At 41.4% G+C, this 24,707-nt stretch carries 24 protein-coding genes; 10 read left to right on the forward strand and 14 right to left on the reverse strand.

Features of this window, described 5'->3' with window-relative positions; all coding sequences use genetic code 11:
* The first annotated feature begins 166 nt into the window (after positions 1 to 166).
* Positions 167 to 826, forward strand: coding sequence for a hypothetical protein (locus RMY31_RS11610; protein WP_322657892.1), 660 nt, complete (start codon positions 167 to 169; stop codon positions 824 to 826).
* A gap of 238 nt (positions 827 to 1,064) precedes the next feature.
* Here the strand turns inward: RMY31_RS11610 and RMY31_RS11615 are convergent, their stop codons facing one another.
* On the reverse strand, positions 1,065 to 1,322 hold the full coding sequence (locus RMY31_RS11615) for a peptidase (protein ID WP_322657893.1): 258 nt from the start codon (positions 1,320 to 1,322) through the stop codon (positions 1,065 to 1,067).
* 237 nt (positions 1,323 to 1,559) lie between these two features.
* Here RMY31_RS11615 and RMY31_RS11620 point away from each other — a divergent pair, with 237 nt between their 5' ends.
* A complete protein-coding gene (locus RMY31_RS11620; RefSeq protein WP_322657894.1) occupies positions 1,560 to 2,768 on the forward strand; it encodes a NupC/NupG family nucleoside CNT transporter in 1,209 nt (402 codons plus the stop codon).
* Positions 2,769 to 2,775: 7 nt separating this feature from the next.
* On the opposite strand, the gene RMY31_RS11625 is transcribed toward RMY31_RS11620, so the two are convergent.
* Together RMY31_RS11625 and RMY31_RS11630 are read right to left on the reverse strand one after the other, a co-directional pair.
* The gene (locus tag RMY31_RS11625; RefSeq protein WP_322657895.1) at positions 2,776 to 3,234 is read right to left on the reverse strand and encodes a hypothetical protein; all 459 of its coding nucleotides are present in this window, start codon (positions 3,232 to 3,234) and stop codon (positions 2,776 to 2,778) included.
* Between the two features lie 36 nt (positions 3,235 to 3,270).
* Positions 3,271 to 3,474, reverse strand: coding sequence for a hypothetical protein (locus RMY31_RS11630; protein ID WP_409877843.1), 204 nt, complete (start codon positions 3,472 to 3,474; stop codon positions 3,271 to 3,273).
* Positions 3,475 to 3,498: 24 nt separating this feature from the next.
* Here RMY31_RS11630 and RMY31_RS11635 point away from each other — a divergent pair, with 24 nt between their 5' ends.
* On the forward strand, positions 3,499 to 5,520 hold the full coding sequence (locus tag RMY31_RS11635) for a serine/threonine phosphatase (protein ID WP_322657896.1): 2,022 nt from the start codon (positions 3,499 to 3,501) through the stop codon (positions 5,518 to 5,520).
* 79 nt (positions 5,521 to 5,599) lie between these two features.
* Here RMY31_RS11635 and RMY31_RS11640 read toward each other — a convergent pair whose 3' ends face one another.
* Together RMY31_RS11640 and RMY31_RS11645 are read right to left on the reverse strand one after the other, a co-directional pair.
* Entirely contained in the window at positions 5,600 to 6,157 is a 558-nt protein-coding gene (locus tag RMY31_RS11640) for a Uma2 family endonuclease (protein WP_322657897.1), read from the reverse strand.
* A gap of 31 nt (positions 6,158 to 6,188) precedes the next feature.
* Positions 6,189 to 6,773 carry a Uma2 family endonuclease gene (locus RMY31_RS11645; protein ID WP_322657898.1) on the reverse strand — a complete coding sequence of 195 codons (585 nt, stop codon included), beginning with the start codon at positions 6,771 to 6,773 and terminating at the stop codon, positions 6,189 to 6,191.
* 156 nt (positions 6,774 to 6,929) lie between these two features.
* On the opposite strand from RMY31_RS11645, the gene RMY31_RS11650 reads away from it, so the two are divergent.
* Positions 6,930 to 9,002, forward strand: a complete 2,073-nt coding sequence (locus tag RMY31_RS11650; protein WP_322657899.1) for a glycoside hydrolase family 10 protein — start codon at positions 6,930 to 6,932, stop codon at positions 9,000 to 9,002.
* Between the two features lie 33 nt (positions 9,003 to 9,035).
* Here RMY31_RS11650 and RMY31_RS11655 read toward each other — a convergent pair whose 3' ends face one another.
* A complete protein-coding gene (locus RMY31_RS11655) occupies positions 9,036 to 9,542 on the reverse strand; it encodes a MerR family transcriptional regulator (protein WP_322657900.1) in 507 nt (168 codons plus the stop codon).
* Positions 9,543 to 9,990: 448 nt separating this feature from the next.
* On the opposite strand from RMY31_RS11655, the gene RMY31_RS11660 reads away from it, so the two are divergent.
* The 4 genes from RMY31_RS11660 (at position 9,991) to RMY31_RS11675 (ending at position 17,611) form a co-directional block, all read left to right on the forward strand.
* Entirely contained in the window at positions 9,991 to 12,753 is a 2,763-nt protein-coding gene (locus RMY31_RS11660; RefSeq protein ID WP_409877844.1) for an N-6 DNA methylase, read from the forward strand.
* Between the two features lie 9 nt (positions 12,754 to 12,762).
* Positions 12,763 to 13,800 (forward strand): hypothetical protein, encoded by a 1,038-nt coding sequence (locus RMY31_RS11665; protein ID WP_322657902.1) that lies wholly within the window; start codon positions 12,763 to 12,765, stop codon positions 13,798 to 13,800.
* Positions 13,801 to 13,984: 184 nt separating this feature from the next.
* Entirely contained in the window at positions 13,985 to 16,156 is a 2,172-nt protein-coding gene (gene pabB, locus RMY31_RS11670; RefSeq protein WP_322658003.1) for an aminodeoxychorismate synthase component I, read from the forward strand.
* A 603-nt stretch (positions 16,157 to 16,759) separates the two neighbouring features.
* On the forward strand, positions 16,760 to 17,611 hold the full coding sequence (locus RMY31_RS11675) for a universal stress protein (RefSeq protein ID WP_322657903.1): 852 nt from the start codon (positions 16,760 to 16,762) through the stop codon (positions 17,609 to 17,611).
* A gap of 80 nt (positions 17,612 to 17,691) precedes the next feature.
* On the opposite strand, the gene psbM is transcribed toward RMY31_RS11675, so the two are convergent.
* The 5 genes from psbM to RMY31_RS11700 form a co-directional block, all read right to left on the reverse strand.
* Positions 17,692 to 17,805, reverse strand: a complete 114-nt coding sequence (gene psbM, locus RMY31_RS11680; RefSeq protein WP_017746279.1) for a photosystem II reaction center protein PsbM — start codon at positions 17,803 to 17,805, stop codon at positions 17,692 to 17,694.
* A 122-nt stretch (positions 17,806 to 17,927) separates the two neighbouring features.
* Positions 17,928 to 18,224, reverse strand: coding sequence for a 2Fe-2S iron-sulfur cluster-binding protein (locus tag RMY31_RS11685; protein ID WP_322657904.1), 297 nt, complete (start codon positions 18,222 to 18,224; stop codon positions 17,928 to 17,930).
* A gap of 190 nt (positions 18,225 to 18,414) precedes the next feature.
* Positions 18,415 to 18,552: a photosystem II reaction center protein K gene (locus RMY31_RS11690; protein WP_292835495.1), complete on the reverse strand. Its 138-nt coding sequence runs from the start codon at positions 18,550 to 18,552 to the stop codon at positions 18,415 to 18,417.
* 125 nt (positions 18,553 to 18,677) lie between these two features.
* Positions 18,678 to 19,808 (reverse strand): tRNA guanosine(34) transglycosylase Tgt, encoded by a 1,131-nt coding sequence (tgt, locus tag RMY31_RS11695; protein ID WP_322657905.1) that lies wholly within the window; start codon positions 19,806 to 19,808, stop codon positions 18,678 to 18,680.
* A 195-nt stretch (positions 19,809 to 20,003) separates the two neighbouring features.
* Positions 20,004 to 20,456: a hypothetical protein gene (locus RMY31_RS11700; RefSeq protein ID WP_322657906.1), complete on the reverse strand. Its 453-nt coding sequence runs from the start codon at positions 20,454 to 20,456 to the stop codon at positions 20,004 to 20,006.
* Positions 20,457 to 20,905: 449 nt separating this feature from the next.
* Here RMY31_RS11700 and cobS point away from each other — a divergent pair, with 449 nt between their 5' ends.
* Positions 20,906 to 21,694: an adenosylcobinamide-GDP ribazoletransferase gene (cobS, locus tag RMY31_RS11705; protein ID WP_322657907.1), complete on the forward strand. Its 789-nt coding sequence runs from the start codon at positions 20,906 to 20,908 to the stop codon at positions 21,692 to 21,694.
* Between the two features lie 135 nt (positions 21,695 to 21,829).
* Here the strand turns inward: cobS and RMY31_RS11710 are convergent, their stop codons facing one another.
* The 3 genes from RMY31_RS11710 to RMY31_RS11720 form a co-directional block, all read right to left on the reverse strand.
* A complete protein-coding gene (locus RMY31_RS11710; RefSeq protein ID WP_322657908.1) occupies positions 21,830 to 22,288 on the reverse strand; it encodes a PPC domain-containing protein in 459 nt (152 codons plus the stop codon).
* Between the two features lie 283 nt (positions 22,289 to 22,571).
* Positions 22,572 to 23,261 carry a ComF family protein gene (locus tag RMY31_RS11715; RefSeq protein WP_322657909.1) on the reverse strand — a complete coding sequence of 230 codons (690 nt, stop codon included), beginning with the start codon at positions 23,259 to 23,261 and terminating at the stop codon, positions 22,572 to 22,574.
* Positions 23,262 to 23,313: 52 nt separating this feature from the next.
* Complete coding sequence (locus RMY31_RS11720; RefSeq protein WP_322657910.1) at positions 23,314 to 23,805, reverse strand: GNAT family N-acetyltransferase; 492 nt, start codon at positions 23,803 to 23,805, stop codon at positions 23,314 to 23,316.
* Positions 23,806 to 24,353: 548 nt separating this feature from the next.
* On the opposite strand from RMY31_RS11720, the gene RMY31_RS11725 reads away from it, so the two are divergent.
* Positions 24,354 to 24,647 (forward strand): HigA family addiction module antitoxin, encoded by a 294-nt coding sequence (locus tag RMY31_RS11725; RefSeq protein WP_322657911.1) that lies wholly within the window; start codon positions 24,354 to 24,356, stop codon positions 24,645 to 24,647.
* Positions 24,648 to 24,707: the final 60 nt, after the last annotated feature.

The raw sequence follows: 24,707 nt of genomic DNA on the forward strand, positions 1-24,707 counted from the left end.
TTAAAGTATTTTCTATACCTCAACTTTCTACGGGATTTTCTGACCTGATTAGCATCATGAATACTTTGCACAATCATCTATTTTTATCCCTTTGGTCAGACTATTTCTCTTTTTCCTCTGCCTAGAGTGACTAAAGAAAGATACTGCTTTTATTAGCCAAGCAAAAATGGGTGGTACTCGTTTAATACCAGTATTACTTGAAAAAGTTGACCTACCGCTATTTCTTGCCTCAATTCAATATGTGGATTTTAGTCAGTCGTATTCTGAGGGTATGCAAACACTTCTCCGTGTTCTAAAGACTTCATCAGGACCCAAGTTACAAGAGTTTGTTGCTGTTGATGAGCTTGCAAAGCAAGTTGCTGGGGAAATAGCAAAGATATTAGGGCTTGAGCCTTCAAAAAAGCTCTCAAAAACAAATCCACAAGTTGAGGATCAACTTGTGTTTGTAATTATCTCTTTCCTTGACGATATGGAGCCGATCTTCGAGGGCATTCAGGAAGCCTGTAGCGCTGTTGGTCTTACAGCTAAAAGAATCAAAGATGTTCTAGGTGATTACAAAATTACAGACTGTATTATCGAGATGATTCAGTCGGCTCGTTTCATTGTTGCAGATCTTACACATGAGAGACCAAATGTTTACTTTGAACTCGGTTATGCTCGTGGAGTTGGTAAAACTGTTATCACAATCGCAAGGCAAGAAACCAACATCCATTTTGATGTCAAAGGCTGGACTTATATTCCATACATTGATTCCAGAGTTCTCGAACGAGACCTAAAAAAACGGTTGGAGTATGAGTTAAGTATTAATAAAAATGAGTATTTGTAGCACTAAAGCACAGAGTAGATTACACAAGTTGATTTAAGAGGATAATCGGTATTGGTCAGTTAATATTTGAACATCTTACATAGAAGAGGATATTTGAGCGATGCCTGCGGCAGGCTGCGCCTACGCACTTTGTAAATGAATTGCAGCAAGAATTATTTAATCGCAGTTTACCGCACCATAGGCACAAAGGCGTAAAGTATTGATGTGTATATTTGCGTAAGATTACTCTCTGCTAGGCTCATGTGCGAAATAAGCCTGTCATACTTAGACCAGTAATTAATAAGCCAACTAATCCCAAACCATTCAACATTGGATAAATTGCCTCTAAATGCAAAATTTCCAGCGTATGCAGTCCGAGGATAAATTCGCCGAACTCATCTTGATGCAACCATTCATGGGCAATGGTATAGCCCATACCAGTTAGCACAGTCAAAAACAAGGGTAAGCATAGGACGATCGCAATCTGGCGATGATAACGCCGAAACATCCGACTCATAGACAATCTTTGGATAAGTAACTTTCAGGTTATCAGGTTTGCAGCGCGTTGAAATCGAAATCTGAATCGCAAACTCCCAAACCTCTCCCTGGATACCACCATATTTTTCTAGAATAATTTGCTGAGCGATCGCGCTTATCATCGCAACCTCAAAACCCTAGTAATTAACCACAAAGACATATTTTTGTGTATGCTTTGTCACAAAATGTCTTAGCGGTATTATTTTCGGGAGTAAACATGGAACGTGCTATTTCCGCGCTGGGAATATTAGTTTTTATCGGCATATCCTACGCCCTATCTATTCAGCGTCAGGCAGTGCGATGGCGAACAGTGGCATGGGGCTTAGGACTGGAGTTTGTATTTGCCTTAGTAATTCTGAAAACTCCTTGGGGTTTAAATGTGTTTAAGTCTTTAGGGAATATTGTCAGCAATTTTTTGGCATTCTCTGATGTTGGGGCCAAATTTGTTTTTGGAGATAATTTTAAGGAGCATTTATTTGCCTTTCAAGTGCTGCCCACAATTATCTTTTTCTCTGCTGTCATCAGCGTCTTGTATTACTACGGCATATTACAAAGAGTAGTGAATGTGGTGGCCTGGGTAATGATCCAGACGATGAAAACATCAGGTTCTGAATCTTTATCCTGTGCGGGTAACATCTTTTTGGGGCCAACAGAGTCAGCGCTGATGGTCAAACCTTATGTATCGAATATGACGCAATCGGAACTCCATGCGTTGATGACTGGAGGTTTTGCCACTATTGCGGGTGGAGTTTTAGGGGCGTATCTTTCGTTTGGTATCCCACCAGAACATTTGATTGCCGCATTCTTTATGACTGCTCCCACATCATTGGTAGTATCAAAACTGCTGTACCCCGAAACGGAAATATCAGAGACAACTGGTAAAGCAAACATGGATGTAGAAACCAGTTACGTGAATGTAATTGATGCTGCTACTACCGGGGCGATTGACGGCGTGAAGCTAGCAGTTAACGTCGGGGTAACGATCATTGCCTTTTTGGGATTGCTGGCTGCTGTGAATGCACTGTTGGGATGGTTGGGAGGGCGCGTTGGTCTAGAGCAGCTATCATTGCAATGGATATTGTCTTTTCTCATGGCTCCCGTGGCATTTTTGATGGGAGTACCTTGGAATGATTGTAGGCAAGTAGGGGCGTTGTTGGGTACAAAGACAATTCTCAATGAGTTTATCGCTTTCTTAGATTTGAAGACACTAATTGAGAGTGGCAAAATTTCTCAGCGGGCAATAATTATTGCTACTTATGCACTGTGTAATTTTGCGAATATCGGTTCAATTGGAATTATGATTGCTGGCATTGCAGGGATGGCACCCCAACGTCAGCAAGACTTAGCTCGTATGAGTGTTAGAGCGATGATTGGTGGATTACTTGCGAGTTTTATCACTGCTTGTATTGCTGGAATGCTGGTGTAAAGCAGGATTATTTTTGTTTTTGCTTGGCGTAACCTAATCTCCAGTTACTAGGTTGTTCTAACTGATCTCCTTTGCCTTTGAGAATTAACTCAATAGCAACTCGCGTGTTAAAGTACCCTCGCAATAGGTAGTATCCAGGCTTGGCATGAATTCCTTCATTAAAGCTACTGACACTTAGAAGTAGTCCGCAGTAAGTTCTCTCTCCAGGTATTTTTAATGTGACAAAATGATCGCTGCGGTATCCATCTGGAATCATAAAAATACCGTAGACCTGATGCCGACCTCGCCAAGGCTCAACTACTATTTTCTCAGGGTACGAGTAGTATTTTCCTTCTTTTGAGGAAATAAATCCCCATCGGCGGCAACTAACTGTAGGCGATCGCTCTACGATATCCGATATGTAAGAAAAGCCCAGAACGCCAACTAAGCTCAGTACAAATAATAGATAGAATACTTGTTTTCGCACTTGTTAGAATCCTAGACTACTGATTTCCGTTATATTTTAGCTAGTTATCGCTGCGAGTTGACTTTTGGCAAATGTGTAGTACCCGCTCGGTATCTTAGTAAACTTTGCGATCGCCACAACTACAACGGGAAATATTACTACATGGATTGCATGAGGTAGTTGTGATAACTTGTGTATTACCCGCAGTACAAATTGAAAAATGGCATACATCCTATCTTCAATATGGGGCAGCACAGACATTCGTAACAGGATGGAGAATCTCAGATGGTTAAGGTGGCATTGCTGATTGGGGTTAGTGAATACGGGAATGGTCTTTCACCCCTACCTGCGGCTTCCAAAGATGTCGAAGCAATGCGCGAAGTTTTGGAAAATCCAGAAATCGGTGGTTTTGATTGGGTGACACCGCTCATTAATCCTGAACGACAAGCAATGGAGGAAGCGATCTATACTTTGTTTGTAAATCGCAACAAAGATGACCTCCTGCTACTTTTTTTCTCTGGTCATGGAGTTAAAGATGATGGTGGCAATCTTTATTTAGCAACCCGTAATACTCGCAAAGAGCAAGAAGCACTCGTTCAGCCAACAGCAGTAGCAGCGAATTATATACAAAATATTATGAGCAATAGCCGCTCAAAGCGACAAGTGGTAATTCTTGACTGTTGCTTCAGTGGTGCTTTTGCCCAAGGAATGACTGCCAAAGATGATAGTTCTGTGCCTGTCAAGCAACAATTAGGTGGAGAAGGACGAGCTGTTCTCACATCTAGTACATCAACACAGTATTCGTTTGAGCTTCCGGGGTTTGACCTCTCAATTTATACCCATTTTTTAGTTGAGGGTATCAGGACGGGAATTGCAGATCGAGATCGGGATAGTGCAGTTTCTATCGATGAGTTACACGAATACGCCAGAGAAAAAGTTCAAGATGCTGCTCCGGGTAAAATGAAACCGGAAATTTATCCAATTAGAGAAGGTGGTAAAATTTTACTGGCTAAAGTTCGAGTTGACGATCCCACGCTGAAGTATCGCCAAGAAGTTCAACAACGCTTGAGAGATGGTAAGTTTACTATTACAGCTCGCAAGCTTCTTAACCTGAAACGAGAGAAATTGGGACTGTCTGCTGAAGTTACTGCTGCTATCGAAGATGAAGTTCTCAAACCCTACCACGAGCATAAAGCAAATTTACAGGAATATGAACAGGCATTGTATGAGGAAATTCAACAAGAGTTGCCTCTTAATGAAGCCACTCGCAATGATTTAAAGGATTTGCAGCAAGAATTAGGACTCACAGATGACGATGTAGCAAGGATTGAAACTCGAATTATTTCACCTATAGAAGCAGTATCATCCTCAAACTCGGTAGCAAGTTTGATTAGTCAAGATAATAGCAGACACACTATTGTGCAATTGAATGAGCTAGAAAATGTCTTTGCCAAAGATGATGATTTGCCAACCGTTGTACTGCCAATACAGTTAAGTAGCTTGGAGGATGCTGGAGGCACTGATGTGGGTCGTCAACGCCATCACAATGAAGACTGCTTTAGCATTTACACTAAATTTGACAAGCCACAATTACCGAAAAACCGAGTCTTACAAGCTCATGGTTTGTATATTCTTTGCGATGGTTTGGGTGGACATGCTGACGGTGAGATAGCCAGTAAGTTGGCAGTCAACACCTTACAGAAATACTTTCAAGAACATTGGATTGCCAACCAACTACCAACGGAAGATAGTATCCGTCAAGCAGTATATTTAGCTAATCAGGCAATTTATCAGGTAAATCAACAAAATGCCCGTTCTGGTGTCGGGCGCATGGGTACAACCTTGGTCATGCTCTTAATTCAAGGCACGCAAGCAGCAGTTGCTCATGTAGGAGATAGTCGCCTCTATCGCCTGACTGGTAAGCGGGGACTGGAACAAATCACAGTAGATCACCAAGTTGGTCAACGCGAAATTGCTAGAGGAGTAGAAGCGAGTATAGCTTATGCTCGTCCAGATGCTTACCAACTGACCCAAGCCTTGGGGCCTCGGGATGAAAACTCAATTAATCCCGATGTGGAATTTTTTGAGATCGATGAAGATAGCCTCTTCATTCTTGTCTCAGACGGTCTATCAGATAATGATTTACTAGAAATCCATTGGCAAACTCACCTACTTCCCCTGCTGAGTACTGGGGCTAACCTGGAACGAGGCATCACAGAATTAATTGATTTAGCAAATCAATACAATGGCCATGACAACATTACTGCTGTACTTGTCCGGGCAAAAATACATCCAAAATTATCATAATTATTACAGTAACTATAGAGTTTAGCGAGTAAAGTTATAGTAGAGTAACCTCTAAAACAATTATATCGCTCTTCCAAACTCAAATCAATTCAGCCTCTTCAAATATCTGCCTTGTTGTTAACTCCAAACTTTGAAGTAACTCATCTACAATGGGTGTATTATCCGTGTAAACTTGACACGAACCATCCGACAGAAAAACTCTAATATTTATTGCTTCCGGATCTATAACCCAAACTCGTAACACACCTGCTGCTAAATAATCCTTAACTTTATCTTCCAATTGCTTCATGGTTTGGTCTGGAGAGATAATTTCAATTACCAATTCTGGAATTGCAGGACAAGCTTCATTACGCTTCCAACTTGAGGGTAAACGTTCATAGGAAATATAGGTCAAATCTGGTAAAGGAACCCAATCTTTACCTTGACGCTTTAAGAGAATTGCCCACTCTGCAAGGACTCTACCTTTGCCTTTACACCATGCACGAATGAGGATTAGCAAGGCGGCTTGTAAAGTTGAATGGAAAAATTTTGGAGACACTTTAGGGGTTGCCTGACCATCGACAAGCTCATAGTATACATCTCCTTCTGGTAGTGCCAGAAACTCTTCTAAAGTGAGTTGACCTGCTATGTTAACCATAAGCTGTACAAAAAAGTGGCTAATAACTATCTTAAACTGTTAAAATCTGCTGTGGTGTTAGAATTAATTCCGGGAAAGTCAAAGACACAATTCGTTCAGTACCGAAAAATTCTCTTCGCTCATATTCTCCTTCCTTAAGCAATAGAATAGTAATCTGAGATTTTTGAAAGTCTACAATCCAATACTCAGGAATTCCTATAGTTTTATATTCTTGCTCTTTAGTTTGATAGTCTATTTTTTTGCTGCTAGGGCTAACTATTTCCACAACCAGTAAAGGTGCATCTCTCAATACAGCTGCTCTAGTTTTATCTGCCTTAACCTTAGCCCACTGAGCTTGAGTGACAACACACAAATCAGGGGTTCGAGAACGGTCTTTTCCATTTGTAAGATTGATACCTATATAAACTCCCGCATCACGTTTTACTATCCAAGTTTGACCTTGTTTGCTAATTTCTGCTCTAAATGTGTCAGACAGAAAATCAATTACATCTGAACGATCGCCTGTTGGCAGTGGAATTATTACCAATTTCCCATCAATCAACTCATAGCGGTTATCAGTCCCGTCATCGTAGGTCAAATACTCCTCAAAACTCAGTTGTACAGGTGTCTTAGTCATAGAGTTAATAACTTTGCCTAATACTCATATCCTATCCAAGACAGGAGTGTGAGGCTGTAACTGTGAAAATTTATACGACAATCCAAGCGCGATCGCTCTCATCTTGTTAAATTAACAAAGGATATTAAGCTCAAGGCAAGTTAGCTGCAATCGACGATGGTATCTATTTCTACGCGCTTCTCGGATGTTCAAAACCATTGGGCACGCCTATTCATTGAAGCCTTAGCAGGGCGTGGCATTTTGAATGGATATCCCAATGGGACTTTTCGCCCGGATTATTCAGTCACTCGCGCTGAGTTTGCTGCGATCGTTGCGGCAGTCTTTACAGTACCTGTGAAGCGGCAGTATGTCCCCTTTGTTGATGTCCCTGCTAATCACTGGGCGGCAAGTGCTATTAAAAAGGTTTACGAAACAGGATTTCTGGTTGGATACCCTGATGGGCGTTTCCGTCCCAACGACCGCATTGCCAGGGGCGATGTCTTAGTTGCTATGGTCAATGGCTTGGAGATTGCCACCAAGGTAAAGCCAGACTTGCTAAGTGCATTGCCGCAAATTTATCAAGATGCAGCTAAAATTCCTGCCTATGCCAAAAATCAAGTGGCTATTGCTACTAGTGCCGGATTAGTTGCTAGCTACCCGAATATCAAATTACTGAACCCGACTTTAGCGGCAACTCGCGCAGATGTAACCGTGATGGTCTATCAGGTTTTGGTGTATCAGGGGCAGGCTGACAAGATTGCCTCTACCTACCTCATAGTACCGCCAGCATCAATACCAATACCAACACCCACGCCAATACCAACCCCCATCCCAACACCAACACCCACGCCAACACCGCCTGGAACTGTCAAGCTAAGTCATCAGCGAGAGTTCCGAGGTGCGTGGGTATCAACCGTGTGGAATGGTGACTGGCCATCCAAAACAGGACTTACAGCTGCACAACAAAAAGCCGAACTGCTGGAAATTATTACTCAATTACAAGCGCTAAACTTCAATGCCCTGATCTTGCAGGTGCGACCGGAGGGGGATGCCCTGTATAATTCCCTATTAGAGCCTTGGAGTGCTTGGCTGACAGGAACTCAAGGGAAAGCACCAGAACCATTTTATGACCCTTTGGAATTTGCGATCGCTGAATGTCATAAACGCAATATTGAAGTTCATGCTTGGTTCAACCCTTACCGCGCCAAGACTAGCACTCAGGGTGCGCCCAATGTTCGTCCCCACATAGCTGTAACTAATCCAGAGGTAGTTTACCAATGGGGCAATCAACTGTGGATGGATCCAGGCATAAAAATTGTTCAGGATAGAGCATACAACGTGATTATCGATGTTGTACGTCGCTATGATGTGGATGCCATTCACTTGGATGACTATTTTTATCCCTATCCCATTGAGGGTAAATCTTTCCCTGATGGCAATACCTACGCAGCTTACAAAGCAGCAGGTGGTGGACTGAGTTTAGCTGACTGGCGGCGTGAAAATGTTAATCAAATGGTGCTGCGTCTATCTCAGGGAATTAAAGCAACAAAATCCTACGTGAAATTTGGCATTAGTCCTTTTGGCATTTACCGCCCTGGACAACCATCAGGAATTACTGGCTTAGATGCCTACAGTGTGCTGTATGCTGATTCCAAGAAATGGTTAGAGCAAGGCTGGGTTGATTATTTAGCCCCTCAACTCTATTGGCGCACCGACCAAACAAAACAGAGTTACCCCGTATTGTTGAAATGGTGGACAGAAATTAATCCCAAGCGGCGACACATTTATGCAGGTAACAACATTGGACAACTAGATGGTAAAGCTTGGAAAGATGAGGAGATTGAAAAGCAAGTTAAAATTAGTCGCAACCTAGTAGCAGATTTGTCACTAGGAAATATCTTCTTCAGTATGAGTTCTATCAATGAAAATCGCCAAGGCATTGCTGACAAGTTCAAAGAATCGCTTTATTCCAAACCTGCATTAGTGCCTACTATGTTGTGGCAGGATGCAGTTCCACCAGCTCCCCCCAAAGAACTGCGATTCATCAGCCCTAAACTTAATTGGCTACCTGGTGACGATCGACCAGTTCGTTCTTGGACGCTTTATCGGCAGAGTGGGGATAGTTGGATTCTTCAGCGAATTTTGTCTGCTGGTACAACTTTTGCTACTGTTCAAAGCGGAACTTATGCTGTGTGTGCAGTAGATAGATTAGCCAATGAAAGTGCGGGTATGGTGATTACAGTCAATTGAGTTCTTTGTACATTCGTAGATTGAGGAATGTAACTAAGCTGGCAAAACTTTGGCTCTTTGCTCAAAGCTTTTGAAGTCTATTACTTTCGATTTTCTAGCAGCTTCCCAAATTTCATTCACAATCTCTGTTAGTGAGGGTATGACAAGTAGAACGTACTGCCCTACTTGCTTATTACTTTTGTCTGCTACTTTCATGGCTGTGGGTAAATTTTCGCCAAAGTCTGACCAATCTTGCTGAACCCAAAAGACTTCTTCGCCGATAACGACTAACTGCTTATCCCTCAAACCGTTATCATAACCGCTATCATCTAAAAACTTTATTATCTTTCTGACCGTTTGTAGAGAGACGTTTTTTCTTAAATTTTTGATGGCTCGTATTTCCAGAAGCTGCTCCCAGCTAAAAATTACAGTTGGTCTTGCATTACTCCCAAATCTGTAAGGAATGACTAGACCTACCTTCTCCAGGTAGGCGAGTCGGCTGGAAGTACAACCTGCCAGATGTATTGTCTCTTGCCTTGTAAAACCTGACATCTGGTTCATGCTTGTTACCTTATCTACTTTCGTACTTCACTTCCGGCTTTAGTCTCTTAGAGCTAGAGTTTGCCTTAAATTATACCAAAATTACAACAAAGTAGGATTTAGTATCAATAAAAGAGTAATTACAAAACTTTGTTACATAAAAAACTAATTTTGTATAACAAAGTGATAATATTAAGCGATATTAATATAATGAAACTTCATCAAAATTTTAGGTGTCAGTTATGTCTCACTTATTAAGTCAAGTAAATACAAGCCATAACTAGCACTATTCATGGAGTTATAACCGACTCCATTAGCTGCTTTGAACTACTATTTTTTGTCTATGGCGATTACAAGCGATCGCTTTTTTCGTGGATTTCCAATATAGTGGTGACAAGTGGATGTCATATTGGTAATCTAAAATACATCAAATGACAATTATTGTTTCTGTAGTAAATTTGACTTTAAAATGGCTGGACGGGGACTTATTTATGTAATTGAAACAGCGCGGCAAGTGTGGAACATGGAGCCACACCGCGACGTGCGTATTCCCCCAGCCTTAGATAGTGACCGCGAACCAATACCAATTGATGCCTTATGGACTGATTATGCTCTTCGTCCTAACGTACAAAATTTAGCATTTATTGTGCAATCAGTTTCACAGGCAAATATTGAACAATGGAAACAAAGGCTATCTCGTTACCCCGTTCGTGCGGGGCTGTTAGTATCAGATGAAGTTTACATCCTTCAGTATCTTGACACTTCAGGTAGGTTCGAGCAACGGGAAATAGAGCCTGATTCCCTTGCGGTGGAGCTTGCCGAACCAAGAAGTAAATTATTTTCACCAAAAGCTCTAGCAGAATTTCGGACAGGTCAGCTAACGCTTGCAGATTTAGAAGAATACCTCACAGAGCGGAGTTTATCTTTTCTACTTCGGCAAAGAGCAGAACTTGATCGAGCATTTCAAACAGCTATTAAAGGAGTGCTTGAATATGTTGGTTTACCTAATCAACAAACAAACCCACAAAGTTACCTATCGTCACGTACAGAAATAGCAGGCCATGGAATTCGTGTTGCGATCGCATTTATGGCAGCAAGAATTTTACAAGACAAAGGTTTTTTTGGTTCTGACTCTATCCCAACTAACGATCCCCAGGCATTGTTGCATCTAACTGTACCTCGTGCCAATGGTTTTTTTAGAAAAGCACTTGAAGAGTCAATACCTAATTTAACCGATCGAGTTTTGCAGCATTTAGGCGCTCACTTAGGTAGTCAAGTCAGCTTTGCTTTGGTAGATCATAGAGATGTAGGGCTATTATACGAACGTGCCATTAAAGAATTACCAGACTATGTAAGTGGTAAAAAATGGACTGACTTACAGCGACACTATACTCCAGTTGCGATCGCTGAACGTATGCTTGAGCTACTTCCTTTAGAAAGGTTACGTCCAGAGGAGCGAGTCATTTTTGATCCAGCAGCAGGTTCAGGCAGTCTGTTGTTAGCTGCTACATCTCGTCTTGCAGGAATGTCTGATATTCCAGAAGATATTGAAAATAGAGGTCTTTATCTTGCACATCACGTTGCTGGTAATGATTTAGATCAATACGCTGATTTAGTAACACAACTTCGATACACCTTAGCAAAAGAGTCATTGGGTAAAGGCGTTCCTTTTCCCTTTCCTTCTCACTTTTCTCATAAAGACTATGAAAAATTAACTAAAGAAAATTTAGGCATTAAGCCTCGTGTTATTGTTGCAAACCCTCCTTTTGCAGAAGATGGCAATACTCAAAAAGCAGCAAAATTTATAGAGAAAGTTTTAAGTTGGTTGGATAAAGATTCTCAATTTGCTTTTATTCTGCCTCAATCTTTTTTAACAGCTTCAACTCATGGCATACCAAATGTAAGGAGTTTGCTAGCTGAAAAATGCCACATATTTGAAGTATGGCAATGTCCAGCAGGTAATGTAGGAATTGATGCAAATCAGGATGTGTGCGTTGTTTTAGGCAGTGTGGGCAAGCCTCAAAGAATACTACCCACTGCTGCACGGGCAATATTTTCTCAAGTTAGGATTCCTGATACTCGTGATAATGGTTTTCTTGGTAAAACTTGGATTACACAATTAAATTCAGAGCTAGATGACTGGGCATCAGTTACATCACCATTCATAAATATCTCTGTTCCAACAATACCTTTAGGAAGGCTTTTCTACGTTTTTAATGGTGTGAAACTAGGTTATTTAGGTAGACAGTATCCACCAGTTGATCAATGTCCAGATGGAGTTAAATGTAAACGTAACTGGCGTTTAGCTTGGCATGACAACCAAAGAATATGGGCTGATCCAGAAAGAATAGACCCAAACGCACGTTGGATTAGATACGGCAGAGATTTTCTTGAAGGAGGTCGCTTCCAAGATGAATCTCTATTGGATTCGCCCAAAGTTTTGGTTGGTAGCGATATCAATCGTGGGACATCAAACCCTTTATCTGCACATCTTGACACAATAGGGTTATGCCCTAATAATCACATATTTTGCATTTTACCCATTACAGAATCCGGTAGACATTACAAAAAGTATAATCCTTGTAAAAACTGGATTGAGTGGGAAACACTTAGCTATGAAGATCAGAAAATTTGGTTACTAGGAATTTTGTCTTCAACAATAGTTGGTGAACTTTCCTTACAAGGAAGAAGTTCAAGAGGGATCACGAAAGACTTATTATATAAGCTACCATTACCATACAGTATTGATAACCGAATTATCCAAATTACTCGTCAAATTCTAGAAAGAGACAAAAACCGCATTCCTATTTTTGAGCCAGATAAACTTCACAGGCGATTAGATGAACTAGTTGAGGAATCTTATGGTAATCCTCCTCGACTTGCAATAGTACGTACAGGAACACCTCCAGAGCTAGGATTGTGGAAATTAGAACAAACAAAGCCTACATTTACTGTACGTGGTCAAGTTTTAGAGATATCCGCAGATAATAGTAAAATTCGCCTATATCTGAGTGGTCTAATGGATGATAATCGGGAAGAATGGCTTCCGATTTTGCCAGAGATTCCCGGTTGGGCGCTTGATGGTACAGTGTTTGAAGCAGAACTCAGTGAAGATGTAGAGATTTTTGCGGAACTTGCTCAACGCCCTTGGGCTATTAGACGCTTTCGCCACACACCTCGTCCCTACTTAACTGACGAAGAACTAACTAAGGAACTAGGGATAGAGATGTAAAATATTTTTATGACTTGTGAGTTAGCTTTTTTACCTGTAGGTAATGCTGATACCATCGTTATACGTGCTGATGGTGGTTCTATTATTATTGTTGACCTTCATAAGATACCCTTTCTTCTTAAATGGTTAAAAAATAATGAAGCAAATACTATTAGCAGAATTTACATAACCCACGAACATCGAGACCATTTTCCGTCTCTAGAGGATTTAGTGACGTTTCTTGATAATTGGTTGAAACGTGGTGGAACAATAGGAACTCTTTGTCTTCCTTACGAAGTTTATAAGGAAGCGAAGAAAAAAGTAGCCGCTAACAGAACTGCTAATAAAAGGCTTGAAGATGCCTTGTTACGTCTGAGCCAATGGGAACAATCAAGAGAAATTATTTTTATAGAAGCTACTCGTGGTGCTAATCCATATTCCCAACAAGATTTAGAAATCCATATTTTACATCCAGGTCTTTTGTACGCTCAGAATCATCTTGTTGATATTAAAGGTAAGGATAACGAAATATCTCTTGTACTGCGTGTCACTTACGGCAATTTTGCAGCACTGCTACTTGCAGATGTTGAGGGCGCTGGACTAAAACAATGTATCAATATCTGCCAACCTAAAGAACTGAGAGCAAACATTGTTAAAATTCCTCATCATGGGGCATACCCCAAAAATGGAGATGAACTTAGGCAATTATTAGAGGCTATTGATGCAGAAATAGCAGTTTTATCTGTTGGTAGTAACAATAATTATGGACACGTTGTACCAGAACTTTTTAGCTTACTTTTAAACCTAAAGAAAGATATATCTAAACGGTTGAAACAATTTATCTGTACAGAAGTGACTCGCTCATGCGTTCACTCAGCTAGTGAACTTACCTTGATGGGTAAATCAGGTTTGCCAAAACAGCAATTATGTGCCGGAGAAATTACTATTCTTGCAGAAACTTCCGGTACATGGCAGCTAAAAACAGAGACAAATCATGAAAATGTAATCTCAACACTTAAATACCCTGCTTGCCAAGGTTGCATTGACCCTGGTGTAGTTTCTATTTAATTGCACAGGAGACGCGATCGCATCTCTAACTTGAAGCCAGTTTCAAACATGTTTATCACGTTTTGCTAGCGTAACAAAAGACCCTAGCTTGCGGCAAATCATTTGGGTATAGTGCTTTGTCCAGCGTCATAACTCACCGATAGAAATATAATTTACTTAATAAATGAATTGTAAAATGAGTGAGATCAAAACACTAATTATCGATAACTACGACTCTTACACTTTTAATCTTTACCAGATGATGGCAGAAGTAAATGGCAAGCCTCCTCTGGTGATTCGCAACGATCGACTAGACTGGCATAACCTAAAAGAGCTAGCATTTGATAACGTGGTTATTTCTCCTGGCCCTGGTCGTCCAGAAAAGGCTAAAGACTTTGGTATCTGCCAACAGTTACTGCAACATATAGATGTGCCCTTGCTTGGCGTTTGTCTCGGTCATCAGGGAATTGGCTACTATTATGGTGGCAAGGTCATCCACGCACCAGAAGTTAGACATGGAAGATTAAGTGACATCTACCACAATGGTTGCGATTTATTCCAAGAAATTCCCACTCCCTTCAGTGTGGTACGCTATCATTCCTTGCTGGTTTCCGAAGAATTGCCTAGTTGTTTAGAAAAAGTCGCTTGGACAGAAGAAGGACTCGTCATGGGGTTGCGTCATCGCCACCGCCCGTTATGGGGGGTACAGTTCCATCCAGAATCTATCCGTACTGAATATGGATACAAACTGCTGCAAAACTTCAAAGAAATTACTGAGCAATTTATCGAGCAAAACAACAGAAATCAAAAACAATTACCAAAAAAAAACAGCAGAAAAGTTTTCCCTATCTCCATTAACTCCTCATCCCAAAAACAAAACCAAGAATTTGAAATTTACAGCAAAAAATTGGGTTACTATGCTGATGCAGAACAGGCGTTCGTTCATCTTTTTGGAGAAGATGCCAACGCTTTTTGGCTCGATAGTAGCCGGGTAGAGCCGGGTTTGTCCCGTTTCTCTTTCATGGGAGGAAGTGGTGGGTCAAACAGCTTAGTGGTTCGCTACCGTACCCAACTCCAAGAACTCACTATCACTCAATCTGGTAAAGTAACACGCTCTCAAGAAAGTATTTTCGAGTATCTCAAACGAGAAATTAATCGCCGCCGTTACCAGTCTGATGAACTGCCTTTTAATTTTAACTGTGGGTTTGTTGGCTATTTCGGTTATGAACTCAAAGCAGAATGTGGGTCTTTGCTAGTACATTCTTCATCCCTTCCCGATGCCATTTTTCTTTTAGCCGACCGGATGATTGCCTTTGACCACCAAGAACAAACCACCTATTTAGTGTATCTTGCTAGCAGGGGTGAAACTGTACAAGCTCAAGCTTGGTTTGAGCTAATAGAAAAACAACTGCGAAAACTTCCTCCCCTTCCTTCTATCGTCACAGATACAAGCTCTAATCCTGTGATTTTCCGCCTCAGTCGGTCATACCAGACATATAAAGATGATATCCACAAATGTCTACAGGAAATCTATGAAGGAGAAACTTACCAAGTCTGCCTGACAAATCAGTTGTACACAGATACAACTCCAGACCCGCTAAAGTTTTATCGTACATTACGTCAAATTAATCCGGCTCCTTACTCTGCCTTTCTGCGTTTTGGTGATATTGCCATTGCTTGTTCCTCCCCAGAGCGATTTTTGCAGATTGACCGCCAAGGATGGGTAGAAACTAAACCCATCAAGGGTACTTTGCGACGCGGACAGACTCCCCAAGAAGATTTCTTACTCCGTGAAAGCTTGCGTCACAGTGAAAAGGATCGTGCTGAAAACTTGATGATTGTCGATTTGTTACGCAACGATTTAGGACGAGTTTGCGAGGTAGGTAGTATCCACGTCCCGAAATTGATGGACGTGGAAACTTATGCGACAGTGCATCAACTCGTGACTACTATCCGTGGTCGTTTATGTCCAGAGATGGCTGCTACAGACTGCATTCGTATGGCGTTTCCTGGTGGTTCAATGACAGGTGCGCCTAAGCTCAGAACTATGGAAATTATTGACAAACTTGAGCATGAGGCACGAGGAGTTTATTCAGGAGCGCTAGGATTCTTGGGTTTTAACGGTTCAGCAGACCTCAATATTGTCATCCGTACCGCAGTGCTAACACCAGATAAAACTTCTATAGGTATAGGAGGTGGCATTGTCGCTCTATCTGATGTAGAAATGGAATTCCAAGAGACTATTCTCAAAGCTAATGCTTTAATTCAAGCAATGCTCCTCACTGTTCGCGGCGAGTTTAATCCAGCTTTGTATAAGATTTTGGGGATGCCAGCAATGACTGCTAATCAACTTGAAAAAGTGCTTTACCAAGTTTGATCTCAGGATTTTTGGCGTAGATAGATTAATATTTCCTTTACAAAAATTTAGATGCCAATCTGATTTAGGCATCTAAAAAAATTCAGAATAACTATTAATAATCAAGAGTAAAAACACTTATTAATAAAGCATATAGAATGGCGATGGTTGCGCCAACGCCAAGGGCGATCGCATTTTACAAGATTGAATATTAACAACCTACGCGACACAGAAATTATTATCTATGTAAGTTAAAAATGCTATGCTTTAGGCAATTTTGCTGGTACTGCTTTGCAATACTTAACTTATTTATAATTAAAAATAGTAAATATAGATTAAAAATAATAACTAACATAATAATTTATGAAGTTTATTGAGCTACATTGATAGTATGCTTAATCATTGAAGCCTAGTTAAAAAGCGTACATAACGAGGAGCAAATAAACTCAATATATCTTAGTTATTTGTCATATATTTGAATGCCAATGACTGATTACTAAGAGTTAATTTGTACCGACTTACTGACTAGGTTGTTGAATAAGGCGTTGAAAACCTCAACTGAGCCTAGTACGAACTAAGTACTAAGAGCAAACAACAAAGCAACCCTAACAACAAGAAGTTACAATGATAGAAAAAATTTTGCTAGCGGTTTCTGGCTTGGGACATGCAGAAGAAATGCTCAAGACATTGAAAGAAATACCATCAATACAACAAGCAAATGTTACAGTTTTGCATGTTGTTCCTGCCCAAAATACTGCTGCTGCTATGACAGGTAAATGGGAAGAGGGTGGTAAAATTCTGGCTAATGCTATTCAAACTTTAAATTTAGACCCTAGTCAAGTTTCTTCAATTTTACGACAGGGCGAACCCAAAGATGTAGTTTGCCAAGTAGCAGATGAAATTGACGCTGACTTAATTATTATGGGTTCGCGCGGACTTAAGCGCTTGCAATCGATTTTATCTAACTCAGTTAGTCAGTATGTTTTTCAACTATCTTCTCGCCCCATGTTGCTGGTAAAAGATGACATTTATGTCAAAAAAATTAGGCGCGTTATGGTGGCAATAGACAACTCTGATGCAGCAAAACACTGCTTGAGTTTGGCCTTATTTTTGTTGAGAGATATTCCAGGTGGTCAATTAATTTTGAGTAACGTTACTACAGATTTACGGGGCAAAACATCTGAAGTAAGTGAAATTAGCCCAGAAAAAAATCCAACTTTGGCAGCAGCAGTTGCGGAAGCGCAAAGACAAGGTGTGCAAGCTCGTTGTTTCACCAGCAGCGGTAAGCCTGGTGAAGAAATTTGTCGCTTGGCAGAGGAGTTAAACGTAGACCTACTATTGCTCGGTTCTCCAGACCGTCGTCCATCAGTGGCTAAAAGTTTTGTTGATATAGACAGACTAGTAGGCGCTTCTTTGTCTGACTACGTTCGAGTCAATGCCAGTTGTCCTGTGTTGTTAGCACGGACAGTTGCTTAATGTCTAAATAAATTTAGCGGTTGATAAACAAAAACCCCTATACCAATGGTGCAGGGGTCTTTTATCTTATACACAAACTCTTAATCTTTTTTACCTTCGCGGCTAGCTGTTTGAATGTACAGAATTATTAAAAACACAGCGGGAACTAGCACGAACAGAATGCTCGCTACGAACCCTAGGTCATTAACTTGCATAGCAAGAAAGCCTCTCTCTAATTTCCAGTCAACAACTTTAGAATAGCATCATCAATGCCAGTATTAGCTCAAATTTTTTACTTACTCTTTCGCAAATATTGCCAGAGAATGAACCTAAAGGATTAAGGCTTAGTTACTACACTTACAGGCCCATTCACTAAAGTTTGACAGGCAAGGCGGTAATTTGCAGGCTTTTTCTTTAATTTCCGGTTTTCTACATCTGTTGGCACAGAAAGATTTTCTATTCCTTCGACTATTTCGACAATGCAGGTGCCACACTGACCGTAGCCGCCGCAATTTGTCATTTTGCCAAGCAATGTATATATGTCAATACCGTTTTGAATCGCTTTTAGTCGGAGATTAGCACCATCCGCCGCTATTACTTCTTGGTTTTCTTTAACAAATTTGATATTACCCATAGCTGATTAATTCCTCGTTGACTGTAAGCGTGTCTGGAAAGGCTGAGTTTTAAACAGACTTTATACCTATCTTACTTAATTCATCGCAATTTATTACAAATTATTAATAAATACAAAGTTTAAATAAGAAGATGCTGCAAAAAAATAGGACAGGTAAAATACCTGTCCCTGCAATTAACAATAAATTAACTTATCTGAACCCAACAGCTGCTTGCCATACAAAAGCAAGCAACAAGAAGAAGACGGGAATAACAGGGAGAACGTCTACCAAAGGGTCAAAGATTTGGTAAGCTTCTGGCAGTTTTGCTAATAAAATTGCTGCTTCCATGTTCGTTTAAATCCACCTAATCCAACACAGCTTTCATAATTGAGATGTATCTTAACATGGTTTGGGCATTGGTCATTATTAGAGACGCGATTAATCGCGTCTGTACAATAGTCGTTTGTCAGTAGTTATTTTTGTCCCTCTGTCCCCCCATCTGCCTCAAGCCAGTGGCCAAATTCTGTAAAAAAGCGATCGCTTAATATTGCTTCTCGGATCTTTTGGGTAAAACGAATTAGTTCGGTAATGTTGTGAATGCTCAATAATGTATAAGCTAAAATTTCTTGCGATCGCACAAGATGAGATATGTAGGCGCGGCTGAAGTTTTGACAAGCATAACAAGGACAAGTGTCGTCTAATGGTGCAAAATCTTCACGAAACTTAGCATTTTTTAAATTCCAGCGATCGCCTTGTACCATCGCCGTGCCATGTCTCGCCCAACGGGTGGGAATCACACAATCGAATAAATCTACACCAGAAGCGATCGCAATTGCCATTTCCCGATAAGTACCCACCCCCATCAAGTAACGCGGCTTTTCAGGTGGTAGCAGTGGTGCTGTCGCTTGCACAATCTGAGCCATCAATTCTGGCGGTTCTCCCACACTCACGCCACCAATGGCATATCCAGGCAAATCCAGTTGAGCTAAAGCCACAGCAGCTTGGGAGCGCAAATCCAAATACACACCACCTTGCACAATCCCAAATAGTGCCTGATCGCTGCGTTGATGAGCTGTAATACAGCGTTCTAACCAGCGGTAAGTCCGATTGGTGGCAGCTTCCACCTCTTGGCGAGTAGCGGGATAGGAAGGACATTCATCAAATGCCATGATTACATCTGCCCCCAGAGTATTCTGGATCTCGATGGAGCGTTCCGGTGTTAAGTTAATGATTTGTCCATCATGGGGTGAGCGAAAAGTTACTCCTTTTTCTGTAATTTTTCGCATTTCGCTCAAACTGAAAACCTGAAATCCACCGGAATCAGTGAGCATTGGCCCATTCCAGCCCATAAATTTGTGCAACCCACCACCTCCAGCGACAATTGCTTCCCCTGGTTGCAGGTGGAGATGATAAGTATTAGATAATACCATTTGTGCCCCAGTGTCTTTAAGTTGGGCTGGGGTCACGGTTTTGACATTTGCTAGCGTCCCAACTGGCATAAATCTGGGAGTTTCCACAGGGCCATGAGGAGTGAAAAATACCCCTGCTCTGGCTTTTGTCTGGCTACAGCAAGCAAGGGATTGAAAAGAAAATATAGCACTCAAGGTAAAAATAATACTATTTCGCTAATTATCAATACACAAAAATTGGCAATCAACTCGTAGTAAACATTTGAGTACTTACTACTAAGTCCTAGCAACTTCCTGTGTACATGGTATGCCATACAAGGCTGCATTCAGTTGTCATAGTCAAAATAGGGGTCAGAATATCCTGACTCCTGATTCCTGACTTCCCCTATTCTAAAATGAGTCAGAACAGTCATCGTCAATTTCCGCATCCCATCTGGCTGAGAGGACTTGCTCCATCATCGCTTCTATGGCGCTGACATTCAAGTTCCGCTCCCTTCGCTCTTGTAAAGGGGTCGAAAGGGGAATTAGCCGCAGACACATACCTTCTTGCATCAAATCAAAGCAGGGTTCTTGCTGTGGAGACTGTTTCAGTTCCAGATAATCAAAACTACAAACATTCAGGTAAAGCGCCCGGTTAGCAACTAGAGTAGACCGTTGTGGATTGGCAAATACTTCCATCACATCTCCTTCACCCTCGCTCTGTGGTTTGCCTTCTTGGGTGTAGATGTAGTGGACTCGACCTAAATCAGTCAGCAAGCGGCGCATGTCGAGCTTATTCACAATAATGCCCGTGTTCACAATGCACGGAGCTGGTATCCTGGTGTCGGGTAGATGATGACTCATAGGAAAATATGAATTGAGCGAAGGTAAGGTACAACACAGCTTACACAATCCATTGAACAGCCTGTTGGCCCCCTACATTTAAAAAAATATCAATTTTGTGGGGCGATCGTCTAATGATTCAGGGTAAGTTATTGGTTGAAAGATACAAAACACAACTCTCTCTAGTATGAGAAGGTAGCTATGCAGGAGGTAAAGGAGCAGAGGGGCACAGAGGTAGAGTAGTTATTTCCGCTATGCTGTACTAGTGAAATTTTAGCTTACTGGATTTTTGAATGTTAGGTTACAAATTATACTAAACATTTTAGATTACCGAAAACAGCATAACAAAATTTTTTGGATGATTCTTTAATCGCAAGCAATCTTATCTAAAGCTTTAAAATTTGCTGCTGCCACTTGTGAGAGCATTGTGAGTTTCATTCCGCTACTGGCTCTTAACTAATATAACTAATATGACGAATCAGCCTTGGTGGTGGAAGTGGGGAGAAAAGCTACTTTTAAAGTTATTGTCTAGTATATTATTTTACACTGCCATTCCCCTACCTTATATAAATGGGTTGGACTTCCAAGAAGTGGCACATCTTGTACCGTTTGTAGGGTTGGCGATCGGGGGAATTTTAGGGTTATGCGACGCGGGAATGAATTATCTGGGTATGCCAGTGCTAACTCGTAGTGCTTTGGTAGTGGGGGTTTGGGTTGCTATAACTGGAGGATTGCATTTAGATGGGGCAATGGATACTGCCGATGGTTTGGCAGTGGGCGACCCAAAGCGGCGATTGGAGGTAATGGCAGATAGCGCTACAGGCGCGTTTGGAGCAATGGCAGCAATCGCTATATTATTGCTGAAAACAACAACCTTAACAGATATCGGAGAAAACCGCTGGTTAGTGATGATGGCGGCTTGCGGCTGGGCACGTTGGGGACAACAAGTGGCAATTGCTCGATATCCTTACTTAAAACCTACAGGTAAAGGCGCATTTCACAAGCAAGCCATTCGTTCATCTAAAGATTTATTACCAGGACTGCTGTTATTGTTCAGTTTGAGTGGTTTACTTTGGTTGCGAGATGGCAAGCACCTATTTTTCGCACTGGGAATGATACTTGCCGGGATTGCGATCGCCACTCTCACCGCAGCATGGTTCAATCACAAATTAGGCGGTCATACAGGAGATACCTACGGCGCAGTCGTTGAGTGGACTGAAGCTTTATTTCTCTGTGTGGTGACCATTTTGGGGAGTTAGGAGGCAGAGGGGCAGAGGGGAAAAGACTATACACAAACTACTCTTTATTCCCTCTATCGCCTCCGCCCCCTATCATCTTCTTAACTCCTAACTCTTGCACAGACGCAATTAATCGCGTCTCTACTACTCAGCACTTTACTTAATTGGTTGCAGCTTTGTCACCTTGAGTTTAAAGTTTCCAACTCCAGTTTCTCCAAATGACCGGACACGAATGATATACGTCCCAGTCTCGTTGATACGGGTAAATAGTAGAGAATTACTAGTGCCGTCGGGGCCATCATCATTTTCTGCTAGTGTCGATCCGTCGGGTGCTAACAGTGTGATGATGCTGTCAAAGTTCTCAGAGGATAGATCGACTGCTAGATTATCGCCTTTGTTCAATTTCACCGTATAATCACGGGCGAATCCACCCTGACCTGTGGGAATATCTTTCTCTGAGAGTGTATCGGCAAGTTCAGTACTGCTAGTAGTTAAAGGAATTGGACTATATAACTTATTTTGAGCAAATGCTGCTCTTGTACTTACGCCAATTGCCAACAATGTGGCAGGAACGATAATTAATTTTTTCAAACCCGCAGCAAATGCTTTATTCATACATTTCAAGTAATGTTCCCACAAACACAGGATAATCAGTCACCTGAAGTATGAAGTATGTAGACGCGGATGAAGTGTAAAGTAAAACCTACGGATGAATCAGCTTACTCTGAGTCCGAGTTGTTACCCTCTTTTTTCATCCTACCCTAGCCTACCTTTTAGGAACGGCAAAGCCGAACGGCAACCCCTTCTCCTTTGGAGACGCTATTGCAAACGGGGAACGCGAACGACTTCGTCGAACATCCTTTATACTTCATCCTTTCTTTGGTCAATTATAGATTTCTCATGGATGGCTTGCCCATGATTTCTTGGTATGGTTATCTTTTACGGCAGTAGCAACTGCTGCTAATCCTAAAACTGCGATTCCACGCTGACGAAGTGTTTGCACGGCAGCAAAGGCAGTAGCACCAGTAGTGTAAATGTCATCCACTAATAAGACTGGGGCATCTAGGCGGCGATCGCGAAGTTCTGGCCCAACAGCAAAAGCTTCAACCAAGTTGTTCTCTCGCTCAGATGCTGATAAACCAAACTGCGCTTTAGTCTCTCGCACCCTTTCTAAACCATTTAGTTTTAATTTTTGTCCAGTTGTTTGGCAAAAACTTTGGGCTATCAATGCAGCTTGGTTGTAGCCGCGTTGTTTTTGCTTGCTGGCATGAAGTGGAATCGGCACGACTACAAGCCGTTTGTCACGATTGGGTGAATTTAACAACCATGCTTCTCCTAACAATTGACCCAAAGGACGAGCCATTTGAGGTTGATTCTCATATTTCATGACTGCGATCGCTCGTTTGAGAGTACCGCCATAAACTCCCCAGCCAAATATTGGTATTGGGTCTTGCCATAAACAGCTAGGGTCTTTATGGTGACAGCTTTGCAATTGTCTGGCACAATATTGACATAATTCGTCATATGTGCTTCTTTGACACAAGGGGCAATTAGATTGGAGAAAAAGGTTGAGTAAGCCTTTGAGCATTCAATTTTTGTCCTTTGTCAGTTGTTAGTTGTTTTTGACCGCTGACCACTGACTACTGACCACTGACCACTGACTTAACATATACGCGATCGCAGCGAGTTGTTTCTACACCTGTTGCTGGTTGGTAGCCGTTGCTTTCATATAACTTGACTGCTTCTACCAAAACGCTGGCGGTTTCAATCCAAATTTGCTGAAAACCGCGGGAGGAGATGGCCGCTTCTAGCTGTTGTAACAAAAATTTCCCTAATCCCAAACCTCTAACGCTGGGTAAAAGATACATTTTGCGGATTTCTACAGCTTTTTCCCCACGATGGACGGGATAGTATGCCCCAGTACCTACTATCTGGCTTTGGTGTTCAATTACCCAGAATTCACCGCCAGCTGCTAAGTAATGTTCCTCTACTTGCAGGACATCTTTGTCCGCGCCGTTGGGTTCCCAACCCAGACCGTATTCTGATAATACATAACTGATGACTGAGGCGGCTCTTGTGCGATCGCTCTCCTCCCAGTTACGAATCAAAAAATCTCCGTAATTGTCTCTCATCACCATTTGTGGGTTAGGTTTGCACAAAAAAATCTTCTGGATCTATATCCCAATTTACTCACTGAATCGCAATTCTTGCGGATTTGATGTCAGGCGGTACTTTTAAGGTGTGGATTCTGTCACTACTGGGACAAGTCATCTTTAACAGAACGGATGCCGCCATATCAATTCTTTGTGTTAGTATAATTCTCATAAGTTACAAGTTACGTAACCCCTAACAGTTACTGCTATTTTATTATATGTCTCCGTCAAATGAAACCCTAAATACAAGGATAAAAGGACGGAAATCTTTGCTTTAGGAAAAAGAGTTAGAGAATTTCAAACTTTTGAGAGACAGGCACAAAAACGACTTGACATCTTAGAAGCAGCCCCTGACAAAGAAGCTTTGAGCAATTACCAAGTAATCGCTTTGAGTCTTTGGGAGGGGATAGAAAATGTCAGTATAGTATGCGAATTAATGACCAATGGAGAATTTGCTTTAACTGACCTGATGATTATTTTAAGCCCTTCAACATAGAAATCATAAATTATCGCAGAAGGAGAGTTAAATGGCGCGTCCACCTATTCACCCCGGAGAAATTCTTGCTGATGAAATTACTGAACTCGGAATGACAGCGAGTGATTTAGCTCGTGTTCTCCATGTTCCTAAAAACAGGATTACCGAAATAATTAAGGGTAGAAGAGGGATAACAGCTGATACAGCTTTGCGATTAGGACAGTATTTTGGAACTGGTGCAGAATTCTGGCTAAATCTTCAGAAAAACTATGAATTAAGGTTAGCAGAACAAACATCAGGCAAGACAATTAAAGAAACCATTCGTCCTCGTATTTTAGTATCTTAAATTGGTAAATTCTGGATATGAATCGCAAGCTCTTATTATCAAACTTTGAGAAATAATATT

Source organism: Dendronalium sp. ChiSLP03b (assembly GCF_034531165.2).
GTDB classification, from domain to species: domain Bacteria; phylum Cyanobacteriota; class Cyanobacteriia; order Cyanobacteriales; family Nostocaceae; genus Dendronalium; species Dendronalium minutum.